The sequence below is a fragment of the Mesorhizobium sp. CNPSo 4684 genome (assembly GCF_057784315.1).
Window position 1 is genome coordinate 213,154 of the sequence record NZ_JBWLUX010000002.1, and the last position, 19,454, is coordinate 232,607.

The window sequence follows — 19,454 nt, forward strand, 5'->3', positions numbered from 1 at the left end:
TTTTCACACCTTTGCATCGCTGTCAATCCTCCGCAGATGGTTGCCTCAGCCGACGGATCGGCAGCCGACGCAGCATATTAGGAGGTCAACATATCCAGGCGATCATACGGCGTCGTTAATTTAACGTCAATTTGCGTTATATCATGTTCAACGACGACATGGACCCTTGAGCGTCGGCAGCCGAAACAGCGAATAAGCATTTGTTTTTGTTTAAATGTTCGGTGACGATGAAAATCCCAATCTGGGTGTAAGATGGGAAGTTTGATGCACAAGGGGCGCAACGAGGGCAAACCGATCGGATTGCCCCAGAATACTGTCGGCGTCGGCGATGGCGCGATCAGTCCAGCCGCATCAGGTTCCTGCCCTCGAGCTCGACAACCGCGGCTTCGACTTCCCGCGCGAGGCGCTCCGTGCTCCACGCCGACGCCCGCCCGACGATCGCGGCAATCTCCTCCAGGTCGCGGTGCGTCAGCGAACCGCCTATCGCCAAAGTGCTGCGACGCATGACGACATCGGCCAAATGTTCGACGAATTCGTTGCGCGCGATGTAGTCGATTTCAGCCTTGCTATAGCCGTTCGAGTCCGGCAGGCGACTCTCATCATTCGACCTGTGCCTGGCGATCTGCGCGGCTCTGGTCCCGTAGCGCGACAGCAATTGGTCAAGGCGCCCTTGCTCGACGCCCGTTGCCTGCTGCGCCTCAGCCAACCAGTCCGCGCGCGCCGCGGCATTGGCCGGAAAATCCCTCCCACCCCCGATCGGCATCGACTGAGTCGACACTTTGCGGCTGCGCTGCAAGCGCCCGAGTACGGTGTCAGCGACTTCCTCGGCAAAGCCGCGGAACGTCGTCCATTTGCCGCCGACCAGCGAAATGACTGCAAAGGGCCGGTTGCCTTCCGGCTCGGCAACCGGTGCCGAATGATCGCGGCTGATCAGTCCGGGCGTCGCTGCTTCAGACGTCGGCAGGGGTCGGATGCCGCTATAGGCATAGACGATCTGGTCGCGCTCGAACGCCATGCCCGGCAGCAGCGTTCGCAGGCTGTCGAGCAGATAGTCGACTTCTTCGGGTTCGCAGCGCACCGCGTCCGGATTGTCGGCCTTGATGTCGGTCGAGCCGACCAGCGCCAGGCCGAGATAGTCGTAAACCAGGCAGATGCGGCCGTCATCGGCTTCGAAATAGAGCATGCGCCCCGCGAGGCTTTTGACCAGTTCGTCATGCTTTAACAGGATATGCGAGCCCTTGGTGCCGCCGATCATCTTCGACGACGCGCCAAGCAACGCATTGACGTCATCGATCCACGGACCGGCGGCGTTCACCACCAGCTTCGGCCGCACCGAAAAAGCGGTGCCGTTTTCCGGCTGGAAGGTGAGCACGCCATTGGCTGAAGCCGCCAGTGTCGTGTAGTTGGCACTGGCAGACGCGGCGTGGGCCTGCAAGCCGTCGAGGATCAGCTCCAGCACCAGCCTCTCGGGGTGGCTGATCTTGGCATCGTAGTAGGTGCCGGTGGCGACGATCGCCGGATTGAGCGCCGGCATCTCGCTGAGCGTCTGCCGCCGTCCGACCATGCGGTGGCGCGGCATGACCTGGTTTCGCGAACCGTAGAAATCGTAGATCATCAAGCCGATCTTGATCAGTATGGCGCCGCGGCTGCGCGGCGCGCTGGTCGAGCCGAACAGCGTTCGCAACGCCGCCAGCATGCCCTTGCTCCATGAGAAGATCGGGATGACGGTCGGCAGCGGGCTGACATAGTGCGGGGCGTTTTGCAGAAGCAGATTGCGTTCGAGCGTCGACTGCGCCACCAGCCCGAACTCGCCGGTCTCGAGATATTTCAGGCCACCGTGGATGAGCCTCGACGGCGCGGCACTGGTGCCCGAGCCGAAATCCGCTTTGTCGACGATCAGGCAGCTGACACCTTGCGCGCACAGATCGCGAAACAGCCCTGCCCCGTTTACGCCGGCGCCAAGAATGACGACGTCGACCTCGCCGGTCCCGGCCATCGCGACGAGGTGTCCGGCGCGATTTTTCGCCCCTGCTCCTTCGGCTGGGCTCATGACGCTTTCGTCTTGACGATGCGCAGCTTCACCCCTGCCCGTTCGAGGCTCTGCGCCTGCGCATCGCCCAGGCCCTCGGTCACCAGCACGGCGTCGAAACTGGTCAGATCGTCGAAGACATGCAGCGCGATCCGGTCGAATTTTGCGTGGTCGACCAAAAGGATGCGCTTGACCGATGCGGCCATCATCGCCTGCTTGACCCGCACGACATTCGGATCCTGGATGAAAGCAGTGGTTCCGGTGACGGCCGAAGCCGAACAGATCAGCACATTGGCGCGCAACTGCGCCACGGCGTTCTCGCAGACGATGCCGATATAGGCATTGTAGGTGCCGTGATACTGGCCGCCGAGACAGATGAAGTCGAGGTCGTCGACATTGATCAGCAGCGCAGCCGTCGACACGCTGTTGGTGACAACCGTCAGCGGCTTGACATCGAGCAGCAGCGTCGCGACCGCGTTTGCCGTCGATGAATCGTCGAGCATCACCACCTGGCCGGCCTCGACATAATCCAGTGCTGCCCGCGCAAGGGCATCCTTCTCGGCTCGATTGACCGTCACCCGGTAGCGGAAGGCGCTCTCATAGAGACCCGAGGGCTGAACTGTCACCGCGCCATGCAGCTTGCGCAGCACGCCCTGCTGCGCAAGCCGGTCGATGTGCCGGTGGATGGTCATGCGCGACACGCCGAAATGCTCGACCAGATCGTCGATGCGCACCTGGCCGAGCTTGATCACATAATCGGCGATCTCTTCGCGTCGTTCGTCGGCCTTGATCATGCGTTTTCCCCCGGCCGTGCCAGCCTTTCGATTTCCGGCCAATGCGACTTCATCTGCTCGGCTATGCGGCAGTAGAGCGAAAATCGCTCATTGAATACGGCACTGGAGGCGGGCACAGGCTGGTATTTCCGCTCCGTCATGCCGACCTGCCTGGCGCCCTGTTGCGGCGTCGCGAAGATCCCGACCGCGGCCCCCGCGCAAAGGGCGGCGCCCAGGGCCGCGGCCTCGTCGGTCGAGGTGATGGTGACCGGAGTGTTCAGCACGTCGGCAAACATCTGGACGAAGGCAGGATTGCGCGAACCGCCACCGGTCAGGCGGATCTCGCGAACGGCAAAGCCTTCGCGCAAGGCCTCGACATGGGTGCGGTGATTAAAGACAATGCCTTCCAGAACCGCCTTCAGCATGTCGCCGCGATTGTGCCAGCCATGCAGGCCGATAAAGCTGCCGCTGGCCACGTCGCCATAAGGAGAGCCGAACAGATAGGGATGAAACAGGATGGTCGAGGGCTTCTTCAACGCCGCGTCGATCTCTCCCGCCAGCAATTCGTGGAGGGAGCCGCCATCCGCGTTTGTTCTGTCTTGCTCCAAGCAGCAGAAAGTGTCGAGAAACCAGTCGTAGTTCGCAGTCGAGGCCGGCGAGATCGCCATGTTGTTCCAGCGGCCCGCGTCGATTGCGTTGCGGCAGAACCAACGCTGATCGACGCGCGGTTGCGAAGAGACGACTTCGTTGATGGAATAGGTACCTGCGACGACGGCAAGTACGCCGTCCTCATGGCCACCCATGCCAAGCGCCGAGGCGGCCACGTCGTGTAGGCCGCAGGCGACCGGTGTTCCCTTGCGAAGCCCAGTCCTTTCGGCGGCATCGGCGGTGACTTGACCGGCGATGTCAGCCGAATGCGCCACCGACGGCAGCGCGTCAAACAGATCGTCCATCCCGAAGATGCGCAGTGCTTCGGGCGAATAGGCTTGCGTGCGAAAATCCGTGAATGAGGTGCTGGCCTCCGTACGGTCGGTCCCTATCGTGCCGGTCAGGCAAAAGCGCAGCCAGTCTTTGCAGGCCAGCACATGGCCGATGCGGCCATAGCGATCAGGATCGTTCTGCTTGAGCCATGCCAGCAGCGCCGACGGCGCCGAAACATGCGGCGTCTGGCCTGTCGTCGCCAGCGCATCGGTGAAAACGGTACCGGCGGACCACCTGTCGACAATGTCGCCGGCGCGGCTGTCGAGCGATAGGATGCCTGGTCCCAAAGGCTGACGGTCATGATCGAGCAGATAGAGACCATCGCCATGCGCAGTCGCCGCTACCGCCTTGATGTCCTCCGCCGGCCTGCCGGAAAGCGCGATCGCCTCCTTGATGGCGTCGGCGGTCGCTTGCCACAGGCCCGCCATGTCGCGTTCCACCGAACGCGCAAGGGGCATAGATTGCGGCACCCGGCGACGCGCCACAGACAATTGCGTGCCGTCGGCATCGAAGATGACCGCCTTGGTGACCGTGAGACCGTTATCGATTCCGAGCAGGCTGGGCATGATCACCGCCTCTTTCAGCAACTGGCGATTGCTACAGCGCGATCCTGCAGTCTGATGCAAGGGCGAAACACATAGCGACAACCCCGATAGAGCAAGGCAGACGAACGATAAAAGCACCTTGCCGCGAGAAAGAACCCATATCTTTATGTGAATTTAACGTCAACATGCGCGACAATTTCGATGCCGTTCAAGCCATTGCGTTTCAGGTTGTCGACCAGGCTTTCACTAAGGCCTCGGTGCCAGTCGAGGCACGGATGGATCTCGCGGTTGATGGCGCCGACGCGTTGTCAACTGCGAAGGCCGTCACGGATGGCGCTGAAATAGCGATCGGTTCCGACCTGCCCGCCCTTGAGTGCCACCTCCAGCCCATCGATGGCCTTGATGCGCGAGTGAGCGACGCAAAGCGGCGAGCCCGGCGACGCCGGCAGCGGCATCCGCACCGTCAGCGCATCGACACCCATCTGGCCCAGCGCGTGGCTCGACGTGTCGCCGCCGGCAATGACCACGCGTTGCAAATTCTGCTCGATCGTCAGCGCGCGAAGCAGTTCGCCAAGGCCGCGACCAAGCTTGTGGCGGGCACCTTCCTGCCGGTCGATTTCGGCGCCGCGGTCCGCCGCGGGACCAAGGGCGGTGTAGAGAACCACACTGCGGCCGGCTTCCAGACTGAAGCGGCCGGCAGAAACTGCGCGCGCGATTGCATCTCCGGACGCTTCGGAGATCAGTTCGACAGGATCGACCTCGATGCCGTCGAAGCCGTCGGTCAAAGCGTGCCGGATCTGTCGTTCGGTCGTCGGCGAACAACTGCCCGAGACCACCGCGACCCGGTCGGCCGCCCCCGGCGGCGAAAATTTCGGTTCAGCACTGACCGTCCCGTTCGACACCCATTCGGCCAGCAGCGCATATTCGATCCCGGACGAGCCGACGACGAAAGAGCCGCCCGGCTTGCGGACACGCCAAATCTCCTTGCCGGCAAGCGCCTGCGTCTCCCGGCTGTCGACATCGACAACCACGATGTCGGTGCCCTCGGCGAACAAGCGATCGAACGCTTCAGACCGGCCCGCCGACTGCAGCGTCGCGAGATCGACCAGCCCCGACGTCAGCTCCGTCTGCCGCGACAGATGGATCAGCAGGTCGGATTCATCCATCGGCGTGGTCGGGTGGCGGCTCATCACCGGATGGCGGTCGATGCGGAAATACTTTTCGCGATAGGCGGCGAACAAATGGCCAAAGGCGGTGTAGCGCTTGAGCTGCGGCGCCCCGACCAGCAGTGGCACGCTGTCCTGCGCGAAGACCGAGCGACCGATCTCGATGGCGCGGCCGATGCTGCCGATCGTCGGGCTGGAGTCGAAGGTCGAGCAGACCTTGTAGTGGCAGAGCGCGGCGTTCAGCGTCTTCAGCCAGGCGAAGGCTTCGCGCAGGTTCGTGTCCATCCAGAGCGGAGCCTCGCTGCGGCTGGTGCCGGCCAGTCCGATGGCTCGGCAATGGCTGAACTGCGCAAGCATGGCCGCGTTCGGCCGGCGCATGAACAGCACGGTCGGCACGCCGCCGAGCTCGAGCGCCTCCATCACATCGGTCGAACCGGTGAGGTCGTCGCCATAATAGCTGAGCAGTAGGTTTTGCATCGATTCAGGCTGCCTTGCCGTCGCCGAATTTTTCGATCGACCGCGCCAGCTCAGGATGGCCCAAGGCGAACTCCGCCAGCGAAATGCCGTCGACCGCAGCTTGCCAGGCCTGCTGCACGGCGCGCACGCCGGCGCCCGGCCCGTCCGGATGGCTGACGATGCCCCCGCCGCACAGATAGAGCAGGTCGACCGTGCGGCCGGTTCGTGCATAGGTCTCGGGCGCCTGCCCGCCCCACTGGCCGGAGCCGGCCACTGGCAGCGCGCAGTCCTCAGGCAAAAAGATCGGTGTCGTCACCGCCTTGAAGGATTCGACGAAAGACGCGTCCGGCTCCCAGTATTTCGACTGGATACCGTTGATCTGGAACTGGTCGACGCCGAGCAGCCGCCAGAATTGCTGCCAGACCTTGAAGTCCATGCCGAGGCCGGGATGGCGGGTGAGGATATCCCAGCCGTTGCGATGGGCGTGCAGCACCAGGCTGGAGCGCTTCCTGAGAAAGGCCATGCCGCCGAAGCCGATGGAATTGATGTTGACCACCGCGCAATTGCCACCGGCCTTGGCGACAAAGTCGTGATTGCGCATCATCTCGTCCGGATCGGCATGCGAAATGCCGAAGGCATACATCACCTTCTTGCCGGTCTTCTGCTCATGGTCGAGGATCAGCGGCATGATCGCCCTCACCCGTTCCGCCAAGGGCGAATAGGCCGGGCTCATCAGCTTCTCGTCATCCTTGATGAAATCGACGCCGGCGGCGATCAGCTCACCCACCATTGCGGCGGTCTCGTGCGGCCGCAGCCCCAGCGCCGGCTTGACGATGGTGCCGATGATCGGCCGATCCGTGACGCCGGTCAGCCGGCGGCTGCCGGCGACGCCGAACTGCGGACCTGGATGAGCGCCGCGATATTGCTCCGGCAGCTTCATGTCGACGACGCGAATGCCGGACGGGCCCTTGATCGAATAGGCGCCGCCAATGGCAATCGTCATCAGCGCTGACAGGTCGGTGCCGATGGCATCGAACGGAAAGGCGATGTCGACATCCGCGCGCTTGAACGGCCCGTCACCGGCCTCGGGAATGGAGGGCCTGTCAGCCTCAGGCAGATGGCGTATGGCGAGAACGCGCGCCGCCACTCTGGCCTTGAGTTCCTCGGTCTCACCGGGCAGCGCAACGAAGGTTCCGGTCGACTGGTCGCTGGCGATCTTGGCCGCCAGCGCCTCGATGCTGCCTGATGTCTCGATGCGGTAGGTGAGCGTGATCATGGTTCGTTGTCTGAGGCCGAAGGAGGTTCGAAAAGAGTTCCTTGATCGTCGAAATCTGGTATAATGAGTACATAAGCTTTGCAAGCAATATCCTGCTCGCAAGATATGGGCTGATTGGCTGGCAGGCATTCTGGAAATCGTGACGGCAGTGCTAGATAGACACCGGTCAAGGGAGTGATTCGCGACGATGAACCGTTCGGAGCCGATCGTCCGGCGCAAGCTTTCCGATGAAGTGTTTTTGCGGCTGAAGCGCCTGATCACCAGCGGCGAACTGACGCCGGGCGACGATATGCCTTCGGAGCGCGAACTGATGGAGCGCTTCGAGGTCGGCCGTCCCGCGATCCGCGAGGCGATGCAGGCGCTGAGCAATATGGGCCTGGTCGCGATCTCGCATGGCGAGCGCGCCAAGGTGCTGCAGCTGACCGCCAAGTCGATCATCAAACAGGTCGATGGCGCGGCCAAGATCATCCTGTCGTCGTCGAAGGACACGCTGGAACACCTGAAAACCGCGCGCATCTTCTTCGAGCGCGGTATGGTCAGGGAAGCTGCCGAAAACGCCACCGCCGAGGACGTTGAGCGACTGCGGGCCACAATTGCCGAACAGCGCGGCTATCGCGGCGATTCCGAAGCCTTCATCTCCGCCGACATGAAGTTTCACACCCAGATCGCGGCGATTTCAGGCAACCCGATCTATGTCGCCGTCAGCGAGGCGATGCTCGGTTGGCTGAAGGAATATCATACGGAAATGCTGATCTGGACCGGCAAGGAAAAGTTCACGCTGACCGAGCACGAAGAGATCATCGACCGCATCGAGAAGAAGGATGCCGACGGCGCCGAGAAGGCGATGATCAAGCATCTCGAGCGCTCCCGCGCGCTCTATGTGATGAATTCCGAAAAATAGCTTAGCTGATCCGCGCGATCGCGTAAGGCGCCATCAAGAATTGCTCCCGACCAAGCGCTGAGATGTCGACCGGCACGTCGCCCGCTGTCAGGTTCACCAGCCACAAGATGATCTTGCCCGAGGCGGCGCGGCCAGCCAGCGCCAGCACCTTGGTCTCATCGCTCGTCGTTGCCGACACATGCGAAAGGCCGGCCATTTCGCAAAGCCCCTTGATGGCATCGAAGATCGGCCGGGGTGATCCTTCCGCGACGGATTCTCCGGACGCCGCCAGCACGCCGAACGGTCCAGTGAAGCCGGAGAGCGTGAGTTGCTCCAGTCCAACCGGCGCGACGCGCGCGGCATAGCCGATCGTCCACGCGGCGGCGAACAGTCCGGCATGGCGCGGGTCACGGTCGGCCATGGCGATGCGCTGTCCCCCGGGATTGGCCTTGGTCGCGCCGCCATAGGGGTTCTGGCGCATGGCAATCGTCGACGGGCCGATGCGGTAGGGTTTTTCTCCGAAGATCGCCCGCGCAGATCGCGTGATGAAGGGCAGCGCCTCCAGTGACTGCATGACGCTGAGATCGTCGGCGGCGTGCACGATCGGGCAGGTGCAGTGGGTGACGAAATCCAGCAAGCCGGCCGGCACGCGCTTACGGTTGAGTTCGGTGAAATAGCTGAACATGCCACCGCCAAGCCGGATACCAGGAAAGGCGCGACGAGCAGCGGCATAAACGTCTTCGAGCGGCGGACAGTCCGGCCACGCGCTGCCCGGCGGCGTCGACTGCCGGTCGACGGAAGGCGAGACGGCGATGGCCGAGAGTTTCAGCCCTGCCTGGCGCGCCATGCCGGCGACGCCTGAAAGCTCGGCGTCGAGATCGCCCGCGCAGGCAACGACGCATTCCAGCGTCGTCTGCACTGGATAGGCGGCGGCAAGTTTTGCAAAGGACTGCAACGCACCCAGCCCATGGCCACGTGTCGGGTCGTAGTGGAAGACAAGTTGCTGCGGGCCCAGCGCGGCCAATGTCGGAAGGTTTGCAAGCGCGGCCTCCACGTCATCCGGGTAGATGATCACGCCGATATCCGGCAGCCTCTGCCCGGGCTCGCCGAGTTCGATGCGCACCGGTTCGGTGCTTGCCGCGACAGCCGGTATTTTCCCCCCGCCGATGATGCGCAGGCTGATCGTCTGCCTGACGGGTCGACCGGCAGGCAACACGTAGGGCCATGGCAGCGCCAGCGGCCGGACATAGGTCTTGTAGGACGCATCCGACCAGTTGCGCTGGTCTTCCATCTCGAAAGTGTCGCCCTCCATCCGGCATTCGGCGGTGACGCCGGGCCGAACCTCATGAGAAATGGCGCGCAAATCCTTGAAGGGCTGCCAGGGATCGATCAACAGCGGCAGCTTCGTCGCCACCACGCTGCCATCGGTATGCTCGACCGTGACCGGGCTGCCGGCCAGGCCGGCGATCGGATGCAGGATGCAGAAGCCGCAGCGATTGGTCTCGAAATCGCTCTCGGGCAGAGCGCTGACGTCGAACACCAGTTCGCCGCTGGCGGAGCCCTTGATGGTGGCGCGAAAGCCGAGCCGGCCTGCGTCCGGCCCCGTGCAGCTTGCCGAATAGCTGACCGAAAAGGCGTCTGAGTCCTGGTCGATGACAAGGTCGGTCAGTTCAGGCTCGTAAGTGCCCCAGTCGCGGTCGCGCACAATATAGGCGATGGCGCGGAGCACTTCGGCGCCGCCATGGCGGATGGTGCGCAGATTGCCATTGACGAAGTCGGCGCTGAGCGGGCCCGCACTCAGCCTGACTGGCTCGGCCTCGACCACGCGTGTGCCGTAGAGGAGAAAGGCGTCGGCTGTCATTTCAGCAAGGCATCGAGGTGGACAGGTTCGTGGCTCTGGGCGCCCAGATAGGCCGCCTCGACAAGCGCAAAGGTTTGGAGATTGTCCGCGCCCGAGGTCGCCGGCTCAGTCCCCTTTGCCAGGCAGTCGACCCAGTGCTGTTGAATCGCGACGACGCTCTCCTGGATGTTGTGCCAGGGCCGCGACGCCCAGGGCAGCAGCGGCGGCGAAACGTCTATGATCTTCGTGCCGCTCTTGCCGGTGACGGTGAGCCGGTATCCTTGCGCCAGGCGGATCGTGCCGTCGCTGCCGTCGATCTCGATCAGCGTTTCGGGAAACGGCTCGACGGCAAGCTTTGTCGCGTAGCTGCAGTCGACGACCGACGTCGCGCCGTTCTTGTGGTCCATCAACATCGTCGCGACATCTTCGCCGGCGATATCAGGGTTGATGCGCACGGTTCGTGTCGTGATCGTCGACACATCGCCCAGCAGGAACCGGGCAATGTCAAGGCTGTGGATGCCGAGATCCTCGATGATGAAGCGCTTTCCCTTGGCGAGATAGGGCTGGCCGGAAAACACGTCATAGGCGGAGCGGAAGGAGATGCGGCCGAAGAAGGGCGTGCCGATCTTGCCGCTGTCGAGCACGGCGCGCACTGCCTGGATCGGCGATTGCCACCGAAAATTCTCATGCACCATCAGCGGTACGCCAGCATCAGCGCAGGCCTTCACCATCGCCTTGGCGTCGGCCAACGTCGGCGCGAACGGCTTTTGGCAGATCACCGGTACACGGTAACGCGCCGCCATCTCCACCAGCGGACGATGGCTGGGCGTCGTGGTGGCGATATCGACGAAATCCAGGCTTTCGTCGGCAAAAAGTTCGGCGGCATCGATATAGCGCTTCGTAATACCGAACTGGTCGCCGACGATCCGCAGCCGGTCCGGATCGCGGTCGCAAATGGCGACGATCGAGGCGCCTTCAATGTCACGCCAGGCATGCATCTGGTTGACGGCAAAGAAGCCGCAACCGATCAGCGCTCCCCGCAACTCCGCCATACTCACCCTGCCTTTGCCATCTGCATCAGTGTCACGCGGCTCTGCAGCCGGCGCTGTGCCTGGTCGACGACGACGGCGACGATGATGACGAGGCCCTTGATCACCATCTGCCAGAACGAGCTGACCCCCATCATCACCAGCCCGTCGGAGAGGATGCCGATGACGAAGGCGCCGACGATGGTGCCGCCGATCGTGCCGCGTCCACCCGACATCGACGTGCCGCCGAGCACGGCAGCCGCGATGGCGTTCAACTCGAAGCTCTCGCCCGTCGCCGGATGCGAGGCCATCAGCTCGGACGAGATGATGAGGCCGACGATCGCCGCGCAGAAACCGGAGAACATGTAGACGAACATTTTTACCATGTTGACACGGACGCCCGAAATTCGCGACGCCCGCTCGTTGCCGCCGACGGCGAAGATGTGGCGGCCGAGCGGCGTATATCTGGCGAGATAGGCTGCCGCCAGTGCAACGACGATCAGTATCCAGATCGCCACCGGCAGGCCGAGCACCCGGCCGGCGCCGAGAAAACCGAAGCCGGTGGTGCCGAGTTCCGGCTTGCCGACCAGATTGGGGAAGGTGCGGCCATCCGACGACAGCAGCGCCAGGCCGCGCGCGACGTAGAGCACGCCAAGCGTGGCGATGAACGGCGCGACGTTCAGCCTGGTGATCAGCAATCCGTTGACGGCGCCGATCAATATGCCGACCGCCAGCGTGATCAGCGCAATCTCGAAGACGTTGAAATAGATCGTGTAGCCGAATTGCAGGTCGATGCCGTTGAGCACGAGATAGCCAGCGACCATGCCGCACAGGCCGACGATCGAGCCGACCGACAGGTCGATGCCGCCGGTGATGATGACAAAGGTCATGCCCATGGCCAGGAATGCGTTCAGCGCCACATGTTTCGACATCAGGATCAGATTCGCGGTCGACAGGAAGTTCGGTGCCGCGAACGAAAAGAAGATCAGCACGGCGATCAGCGCGATGAAAGTCCTCGCCTTCATCAGCGTGAGCAACAGCGAGCCGCTCGAGACGGAGGGGACAGCCGCCTTGGCCGGGATATCAGTCATGGGTTCTCCGTGTGCGGGGCCGGTCCGTGGCCAAGTGCGGAGGCGGCGACAAGGGCCGCCTCCGTCGCCTCGGCGCGCTCGAACATGCCCGTCAGTTTTCCATTGCTCATCACCGCGATCCGGTCGGACAGCGCCATCACCTCATCGAGATCGGAGGTAGCGAAGAGAATGCCCAGTCCGTCGCGCGACAGCTTGCGCATGGTGCGGAAGACATCCGCCTTGGCGCCGACGTCGATGCCACGGCTGGGCTCATCCATCAGCAGCACTTTGGGGCCGGTGAGCAGCGCCTTGCCGATCACCACCTTCTGCTGGTTGCCGCCGGACAGCGACGAGACGTCCTGCGCCGGGTCGGCAACCTTGATCGCCAGTTCCCGCACCATCTGCGTCACCGCCTGCCTTTCGGGGCCGCCGCGAATATGAAACAGCCGGACAAAGCGCGACAGGCTGGCCAGCGTCAGATTGCTGGCGACCGAGAGGATCGACACCAGCCCTTCGCGCTGGCGGTCTTCGGGGATCAGCGCCAGCCCGCGCCGGATGCGCCGCGTCGTGTCGCGCTCCTTGACCCTTTTGCCAGCAATGAAGATCGCGCCGGTGGCCTGGCCGTGGCGGCCCATGATGCAGTCGAACAATTCGCTGCGCCCGGCGCCCATCAGGCCGTAGATACCGAGGATTTCGCCGGCGCGCAGCGACAGCGAGACGTGGTCGACTGCAAGCCCGCCGGTCGCGCGCGGTAGGCAGATGTCCTCGGCGCGGAATATCTCTTCGCCGGGAACATGGCCGTCGGCCTTGGCAAAATCCTTGGCGTCGGAGCCGATCATCTGCCGCACGATCCACCGCGTGTCGACGTTTCTCATCTCCTCCTGGCCGGTGATGTGCCCATCGCGCAGCACGGTGATGTAGTCGCCGATGCGGGTCAGTTCTTCCAGCCGGTGCGAGATGTAGACGATGGCAACGCCACGCGCCTTGAGGTCGGCGATCACCTTGAACAGGATCTCGACTTCCGCCGCACTCAGCGCCGAGGTCGGCTCGTCCATGATCAGGATACGCGCATCGAGCGAAACCGCCTTGGCAATCTCGACCAACTGCTGCTGGCCGATGCGCAGATCCTCGACCAGCATATCGGGCCTTATGCCGGCCTGCAGGCGTTCGAGAAATTGTGCGGCACGGCGCTCCTGCTCCTTGCGGTCTATCTTGCGGAACCGGTTGGTGATCTCGCGCGTGGCAAAGATGTTTTCGGCGACGGTCAGATTGCCGAACAGGTTCAGCTCCTGGAACACCATGCCGATGCCGCGGTTCACCGCATCTCCCGACGATGAGAAGGAGACCTCCTCCCCTTCCAGAAGGATCCGGCCGAGCGTCGGCTGTTCGACGCCGGCGATGATCTTCATCAGCGTCGATTTGCCGGCGCCATTTTCACCGACCAGCACATTGACCGCGCCCTTGCGCACCTCGAAATTCGCCCGCTTGACCGCGACGGTGCCGGAATAGACCTTGGAGACGTCTTCCAGCTTCAGGATGACATCGTGAGCAACCACAGCGCTCATCGCTTCGGCCCGATTTCTGCCTCCGCCGGCGTCACCAGCGGCAGGTCCTGGCCGCTTTCGAGCGTATAGGCGCCAAGAACCTTGGCGGTCCGGCCCTCCAGCGCCTCGCGCGGCAGTTTGGAAAGCACGGCCTTGTCCGCATAGGCGTTGAACGCCTTGCCGAACTGGGCAAAATCGATCTGGTTGGTAAAATCGTTGAACTGGATGAAATCGAGGCTGTCGCGCAGCGCGGTTCCCCGCATCGCCGGTCCGATCTGCACCCTCGCATCTGCCTTGCCGTCGCCGTCGACATCGATATCCATCGTCGCCGCGCGCGACGCCGTGTTGGCGGCAATGATCTTGCCCTCAACGCGAACCGCGAAGGTCCAAGGCGAATTTGCCTGCTTGTTTGGATTGCCATATTTGGCGCCGGCAGAAGCGGGATCGGTTTTCGCCAGCGCGTGAACCTCGGCAAACGGCCCGGCTTTCCGCTGGAGATAGGGCACGACCTTCGCCACCCAGATCTCCTCGACCATCTTGTCGGGGTTGAACGCGGTGCTGCTGCCGCTGTCTCCCGAGGGAGTCGGAAGAATCTTGCAGGCGGTAAGGCTGATGCCGAGTGTCGCGGCAAGGATCGGCCAGATCGGCTTGTTGTTCAGCATGATGGCCTGTTGTTCAGCACGGCGGTCGGCCCCCACGGAAAATGGCGGCGAGGGACGACCCATGGGTCGTCCCTCGCTATTCATATCGCCGGCTCAGTTGGTCAGCGCAAAAGTTTCCAGCTTGGGAGCATTGTCGCCATTGACTAGGACGCAGTCCATCAACTGCTTTTCCTTGGCCGGCGACTTCTTGTTCTTGATGAAGTCGTTGGCCTGCTCTACCGCCATCTGCGCCTGCGCATAGGCCGGCTGCAGCACGGTTGCCTTGATGCCGCCCGCGGTGATCGAGTCGCGCACGTCGTTCGATCCGTCGAAGCCGACGACGATGACGTCCTTCCGGTTCGCCGCGACCAGCGCCGCATAGGCGCCCATCGCCATCGTATCGTTGCCGGAGATGACGCCCTTGATGTCGGGGTTGGCCTGCAGGATCGATTCCATCTTGGTGTAGGCTTCGGTCTGGCTCCAGTTGGCCGATTGCTGGGCGACCATCTTCAGGTCCAGATAGTCGTCGATGACGTCGTGATAGCCCTTGGAGCGGATGCCGGCATTGGTGTCGGATTCCTTGCCGACCAGTTCGACGAAATTGCCCTTCTCGCCCATCAGCTTGACGAATTCCTGCGCGCCGAGCTGGGCGCCCTGGTAGTTGTTGGAGACGATCTGCGCGACGGCGACTCCGGTGGCGTTGATCTCGCGGTCGATCAGGAACGAAGGCACGCCCGCGTCCTTGGCCTTCTGCACGGCGGCGACGGTGGCGTCGGCGCCGGCATTATCGAGGATGATCGCCTTGGCGCCGCGACCGATCGCGGTGTCGATCAGTTCGGACTGCTTGTTGGCATCGTCGTCATGGACGAGCACCAGCGCTTCGTAGCCGAGTTCCTTGGCCTTGGCTTCGGCACCGACGGCTTCCGCCTTGAAGAACGGATTGTCATGCGAGGGCGTGATGATTGCAATGAGATCCGCCGCATAGGCGGGTGCCGCGGTGCCAAGCGCCAGCATTCCGGCAAAAGCCGCAAGTGTCATTCTGCGTGTGAGTTTCATGATGTCCTCCCGTTTGAAAAACGGCCTTGATCAACCAAGGCCACTGTCTGCATTCGAATTCGTTACGCAGCGCGGGACGCTGATCGATTCAGGCTCAAAAGCCGTTTGCCGGCTTCCACTGACGGATCGTTGCTCCCCGGCCGTCCTCCACTCGTCCAGGCTTCGAACTCCCTGCGAAACCTTATCGATCCGAGTCAACAACAGCTAAGCCAACTGGTATGATGAGTCAATCACAAATTCAGATGATATGTACCTGATGCGACCGAGGCTGAGCGTCGGCTGCGATGCCCCGAGGCATCGAGACGCTCCGGCGAGCACCTGACTTGGCCTTTCTCAGGTGATGCGCTGAATGCTCGCGGCGATCTCTTCCGGCTCGAACACCCGCTTCCAGTTGTCGCGCATTAGCACCGGCTTGCCGAACTCGATCGCCTTGTTGCAGGCGTCGGAGAACACACCCTTGGTTTCGCCGAAGATGACGGCGCCAAGAACATTCATATGGCCGAGCAGGAAATCGAGCGCAGCTTGCTTGTCGACGCCGCGCGCCACGACCTCATCGACCGCTTCCTTCATGACGACGAGCAGCGAGGCGCATACGGTTTCCGAAAGGCCGGGCTCCAGCAACGCCATCTGATCGACAGTGACACGGTGCGAACGCATCACTGGCGCCCAGATGATCTTGGCGATCGCCTCGCCCTTGGCAAAATCCTCTTCCGGACCCTGCATCAGCGCGCTGACCATATGCTGCTTGGCTTTGACGCCGCCGAAATAGTCTTTTTTTGCCGCCATGTCGGTCTCGTCGTTGAAGATCGGCGGATGGCAGGGATGGGTGACAAAATAGGTCAGGTCCGGCCGCTTCGGCAAATGGCCGGCGAACGGCGCGGCGGCGTCGAGCACGACGACCATCGTGCCCGATGCAAGCTTGCTCTCTATGCTGGCGGCCACCTTGCCGATATGCGTATCGGGAACCGCCAGGATCACCACATCGGCACCTTTGAGCGCTTCATCGGCGCTGACGGCTTCGAAGCCCAGACCCGACTTCAGCCGCTCGCGGCCGGCATCGCTGACCTCGACATGGCGTATCGTATAGGGCGAACCGCGAAAATTGGTCGACAGGCGGTACCCCATCTTCCCGCCGGCACCGAACAAAGCAATCGTCGTCATGTATCCCTACTCCGATTTTTAAACGACGGCCGTGCCGATCGTCATGTTATTAACTGGTATAATCACTTTACCACGCTTTAGCAAGTTGAACAGGCCGAGAATTTGCCCAAACCAGAGCCCCGTTGCCCCGCTTTGCCAGACGTTCGATGCCCACGCTCTGGAAGTCTGCGAGGTCCATTTTCTCGGGTGCTCGCGGCGATCCGGACGTTGCATTTTTCTATGTGTACGGAAGCCCGAGGTGGTCGAAGCAGTCGCGATCGATTAGATGTGGCTCAAGACCCAGCAGCGTCGACTACCGCAGCGCGATGCCGCCCGTAGCGGTATGGGACCACCGGCAAGGCGAAGTGCTTCCGAGCGGTCTCGGTCGCGTTTTTCGCATCTTAGGTTCCTGCTGCGAATTTTGGCGAAGGGCTATGGAGAATTCGTAATTCGCGGCTTCGCCGATCCCGGCGAGCCACCGCCTTTTCTACGCCATGACACGATATTGAACACTAGCGTGCCATTGTCAGTGCACTTCGGTCACGAATAAGCGAATCCAACAAAGTTGTCGCGACGTCGATGCGTTCAGACGGAAGTTGATGCGCGCCTGCCTTGGGCAACTTCGAAGGCTGTGACAATCCAGTGTTGTCTGCGTTTGAGCATGGCTGCAGAAACCATACTTTTAGATGTTAGTTCTACTGGTGCCGCAAGAGTGCCTGCGAAGGCGTGGACAGCCGCGACTGCCCGCGTCCTGGATTGAACTAACCGAGCGTTTGACTGGCGAGGGCATAGGTCTTTGGTGTGATTGCACCGCCGACGGTAAAATCGGTGAGGCGTTTGCCCATCGACATGGTCAGCACCGTGTCGAAAACCGGCATTCCGCTATGCGACAGAAAGGCTGCCAACTCACCATTGTCCATATGGGTGTCGACCCGCAGGAAAGCCCCCGAATGGTCGGCCACGTGCGGCCGGACGATCGCCACGGCGTCCGCGTCGCTTTCCGCCACGACCGGCCCCACGACATGGCCCCGCCCGAACGGCCGACAGAGCGCGAACGCGTTCAGCCTGTCACCCTTGAAAAGACCATAGCCGGCCGAGTGCGCGAAAAGTCTTTCGATGAGCGCCGCCCGCTTCACGCCAAATCCTGCCGCGTCGAGCGCGATCGCTGCGGGAATATCGCTAGCGTCCAAAGTCCGGACATCGCCTCGAGTATTTGCCGGCCTGGCCATCGTCTGCAATCGCGCAATGCCCTGGCATTGATAAACGGTCTTCTCCGGCTGGAAGTCGAGCGAGAGATAGAGCCGTCTTGCCGCGCGCGTTGCATTGAGGCGCAGGTCGCGGCCGGCGACCTTGTCGAAGACCCGCTTCATCAGCCATTGCCCCGCCCCCAGCGTCTGGAGTCGCGGCGAGGTGATGACCATCCCCACGGTGGCGAAATCGGCGCCATGCGAGAACCACATGGCGGAACCCAGAACCCGGCCGATATCGTCGAGCGCCACGAACCCCTCTCCCGACTCGCGAAGGAATTGCCAATCCTCGGCGCGATGCGGCCATCCCACGGAGAGCGAGAGCGCGTGCAACCGGTCCAGCTCGACGCCTTCGATGTCGCCGATGCACATCGAGAAGGTGTCGATTTTCAAGTTTCCGGACGGCTTCAAGTCCATGCCTCTGAAAGATTCCCGCAAATTGACGGGCAACACGCCGCAGCCACCCTCTGTCCACCAACGCTAAACAAATAGACCCGTACGATTTGCTCGAAAGCCACCTGCTAACGCAAGATTCAACTGAAACATTTCCGCTTTCGGCATGCAATCGCGTCAGAACGCGCACATCCTTTCCGGCAATGTTGCAACTATGGTCGACGGCACCGATTCCGGCGAACCCGATATGCCTTGAGGGCTGGAATGGACGTCTTTGACATCCTCGATCGTCTCGTCGCCTTTCCATCGGTCGCCGGCAAGCCGAACAATGATATCGCCGGCTGGATCGAGACCCATCTCGCAGAACACGGAACGAAGGTCACCGTGCTGCCCGGGCCGGAAGGCGACCGTTTCAATCTTTTCGCGACGGTCGGTCCCACCGATGTCCCGGGCTACATCCTGTCCGGCCACATGGACGTCGTTCCCGCCGGCGAGCCGCAGTGGAGTTCGGCTCCTTTCACCCTGCGCCGGGACGGTGAACGGCTCTACGGACGCGGCACCACGGATATGAAGGGGTTTCTGGCCGCTACGCTGGCGGCTGTGCCCATGCTGGCTGGACTGCGCCTCGCCAGACCTATCCATCTCGCCTTCTCCTACGACGAGGAAGTGGGATGTCGCGGCGTGCCACACCTGATCGCCCGGCTTCCCGAACTTTGCGCAAAACCGCTCGGCGTCATCGTCGGCGAGCCGAGCGGCATGCGCGCCGTGCGCGGCCACAAGGGCAAGGCGGCCGCCCGCGTAATCATCAAAGGGCGCTCCGGCCATTCTTCACGGCCTGACCTCGGGCTCAACGCCATCCATGCGATGTCCGAAGCGCTGAGCGCGGCCGTGAGCGAAGCCGAGCGGCTGACGCGCGGTCCGTTCAACTCCGCCTTCGAGCCCGCCTATTCCTCGCTGCAGGCCGGTGTGATCGCAGGAGGACAGTCGGTCAACATCATTCCCGACAGTTGCACGCTGGATCTGGAGGCACGCGCCATACCCGGTGTCGACCCGGCGAGCCTTCTCGCGCCGATCAGGGCGCGGGCCGAGGCCCTCGAAACCGACGGCTTTCCGGTCGAGTGGACGGCGATGAGCGCTTATCCGGCCCTGTCGCTGCCACAAAAAGCGGCACTGGCAGGACTGCTGCGCGAGCTGACAGGCAAGGTGCCGCTCGCCGCCGTCAGCTATGGCACGGAGGCAGGACTTTATCAGGCGGCCGGGTTCGATGCGATCATCTGTGGACCGGGCGACATCGACCGCGCCCACAAGCCGGATGAGTACATTCTCACCAGCGAACTCGCAGCCTGCCAGCGATTGATCGAGGCGCTGGGCGCCCGCTGCGCGGCTTGA

15 protein-coding genes are annotated in these 19,454 nt (G+C 62.5%); 2 read left to right on the top strand and 13 right to left on the bottom strand.

Annotation, left to right across the window (positions count from 1 at the left end):
* Positions 1-337 precede the first annotated feature (337 nt).
* From AC04SG_RS02555 to oiaX, 5 genes are all read right to left on the bottom strand, one after another.
* Entirely contained in the window at positions 338-2,050 is a 1,713-nt protein-coding gene (locus AC04SG_RS02555) for a glycerol-3-phosphate dehydrogenase/oxidase (protein ID WP_488549789.1), read from the bottom strand.
* Positions 2,047-2,823: a DeoR/GlpR family DNA-binding transcription regulator gene (locus AC04SG_RS02560; protein ID WP_192259721.1), complete on the bottom strand. Its 777-nt coding sequence runs from the start codon at positions 2,821-2,823 to the stop codon at positions 2,047-2,049. The genes AC04SG_RS02555 and AC04SG_RS02560 overlap by 4 nt, the downstream gene beginning before the upstream one ends.
* Positions 2,820-4,349 carry an FGGY-family carbohydrate kinase gene (locus tag AC04SG_RS02565; RefSeq protein WP_488549790.1) on the bottom strand — a complete coding sequence of 510 codons (1,530 nt, stop codon included), beginning with the start codon at positions 4,347-4,349 and terminating at the stop codon, positions 2,820-2,822. Before AC04SG_RS02565 ends, AC04SG_RS02560 begins: the two co-directional genes overlap by 4 nt.
* A gap of 287 nt (positions 4,350-4,636) precedes the next feature.
* Complete coding sequence (locus AC04SG_RS02570; protein WP_488549791.1) at positions 4,637-5,971, bottom strand: four-carbon acid sugar kinase family protein; 1,335 nt, start codon at positions 5,969-5,971, stop codon at positions 4,637-4,639.
* A 4-nt stretch (positions 5,972-5,975) separates the two neighbouring features.
* The gene (gene oiaX, locus AC04SG_RS02575) at positions 5,976-7,226 is read right to left on the bottom strand and encodes a 3-oxo-isoapionate-4-phosphate decarboxylase OiaX (RefSeq protein ID WP_488549792.1); all 1,251 of its coding nucleotides are present in this window, start codon (positions 7,224-7,226) and stop codon (positions 5,976-5,978) included.
* A 187-nt stretch (positions 7,227-7,413) separates the two neighbouring features.
* Here oiaX and AC04SG_RS02580 point away from each other — a divergent pair, with 187 nt between their 5' ends.
* On the top strand, positions 7,414-8,127 hold the full coding sequence (locus AC04SG_RS02580; RefSeq protein WP_488549793.1) for a transcriptional regulator NanR: 714 nt from the start codon (positions 7,414-7,416) through the stop codon (positions 8,125-8,127).
* Between the two features lies 1 nt (position 8,128).
* Here AC04SG_RS02580 and apnL read toward each other — a convergent pair whose 3' ends face one another.
* From apnL to AC04SG_RS02620, 8 genes are all read right to left on the bottom strand, one after another.
* Complete coding sequence (apnL, locus tag AC04SG_RS02585) at positions 8,129-9,967, bottom strand: D-apionate lactonase (protein WP_488549794.1); 1,839 nt, start codon at positions 9,965-9,967, stop codon at positions 8,129-8,131.
* A complete protein-coding gene (locus tag AC04SG_RS02590; protein WP_488549795.1) occupies positions 9,964-10,998 on the bottom strand; it encodes a Gfo/Idh/MocA family protein in 1,035 nt (344 codons plus the stop codon). Before AC04SG_RS02590 ends, apnL begins: the two co-directional genes overlap by 4 nt.
* Positions 10,999-11,000: 2 nt before the next feature.
* A complete protein-coding gene (locus AC04SG_RS02595) occupies positions 11,001-12,065 on the bottom strand; it encodes an ABC transporter permease (RefSeq protein WP_488549796.1) in 1,065 nt (354 codons plus the stop codon).
* A complete protein-coding gene (locus AC04SG_RS02600; protein WP_488549797.1) occupies positions 12,062-13,609 on the bottom strand; it encodes a sugar ABC transporter ATP-binding protein in 1,548 nt (515 codons plus the stop codon). The genes AC04SG_RS02595 and AC04SG_RS02600 overlap by 4 nt, the downstream gene beginning before the upstream one ends.
* A complete protein-coding gene (locus AC04SG_RS02605; protein WP_436262040.1) occupies positions 13,606-14,250 on the bottom strand; it encodes a DUF2291 family protein in 645 nt (214 codons plus the stop codon). Before AC04SG_RS02605 ends, AC04SG_RS02600 begins: the two co-directional genes overlap by 4 nt.
* A gap of 93 nt (positions 14,251-14,343) precedes the next feature.
* Positions 14,344-15,285, bottom strand: a complete 942-nt coding sequence (locus AC04SG_RS02610; protein WP_488549798.1) for a substrate-binding domain-containing protein — start codon at positions 15,283-15,285, stop codon at positions 14,344-14,346.
* A 333-nt stretch (positions 15,286-15,618) separates the two neighbouring features.
* Positions 15,619-16,446: a phosphogluconate dehydrogenase C-terminal domain-containing protein gene (locus AC04SG_RS02615; RefSeq protein ID WP_488549799.1), complete on the bottom strand. Its 828-nt coding sequence runs from the start codon at positions 16,444-16,446 to the stop codon at positions 15,619-15,621.
* A 740-nt stretch (positions 16,447-17,186) separates the two neighbouring features.
* Entirely contained in the window at positions 17,187-18,089 is a 903-nt protein-coding gene (locus AC04SG_RS02620; protein ID WP_488549800.1) for a GNAT family N-acetyltransferase, read from the bottom strand.
* 240 nt (positions 18,090-18,329) lie between these two features.
* Here AC04SG_RS02620 and argE point away from each other — a divergent pair, with 240 nt between their 5' ends.
* Positions 18,330-19,454 (top strand): acetylornithine deacetylase, encoded by a 1,125-nt coding sequence (argE, locus tag AC04SG_RS02625; protein ID WP_488549801.1) that lies wholly within the window; start codon positions 18,330-18,332, stop codon positions 19,452-19,454.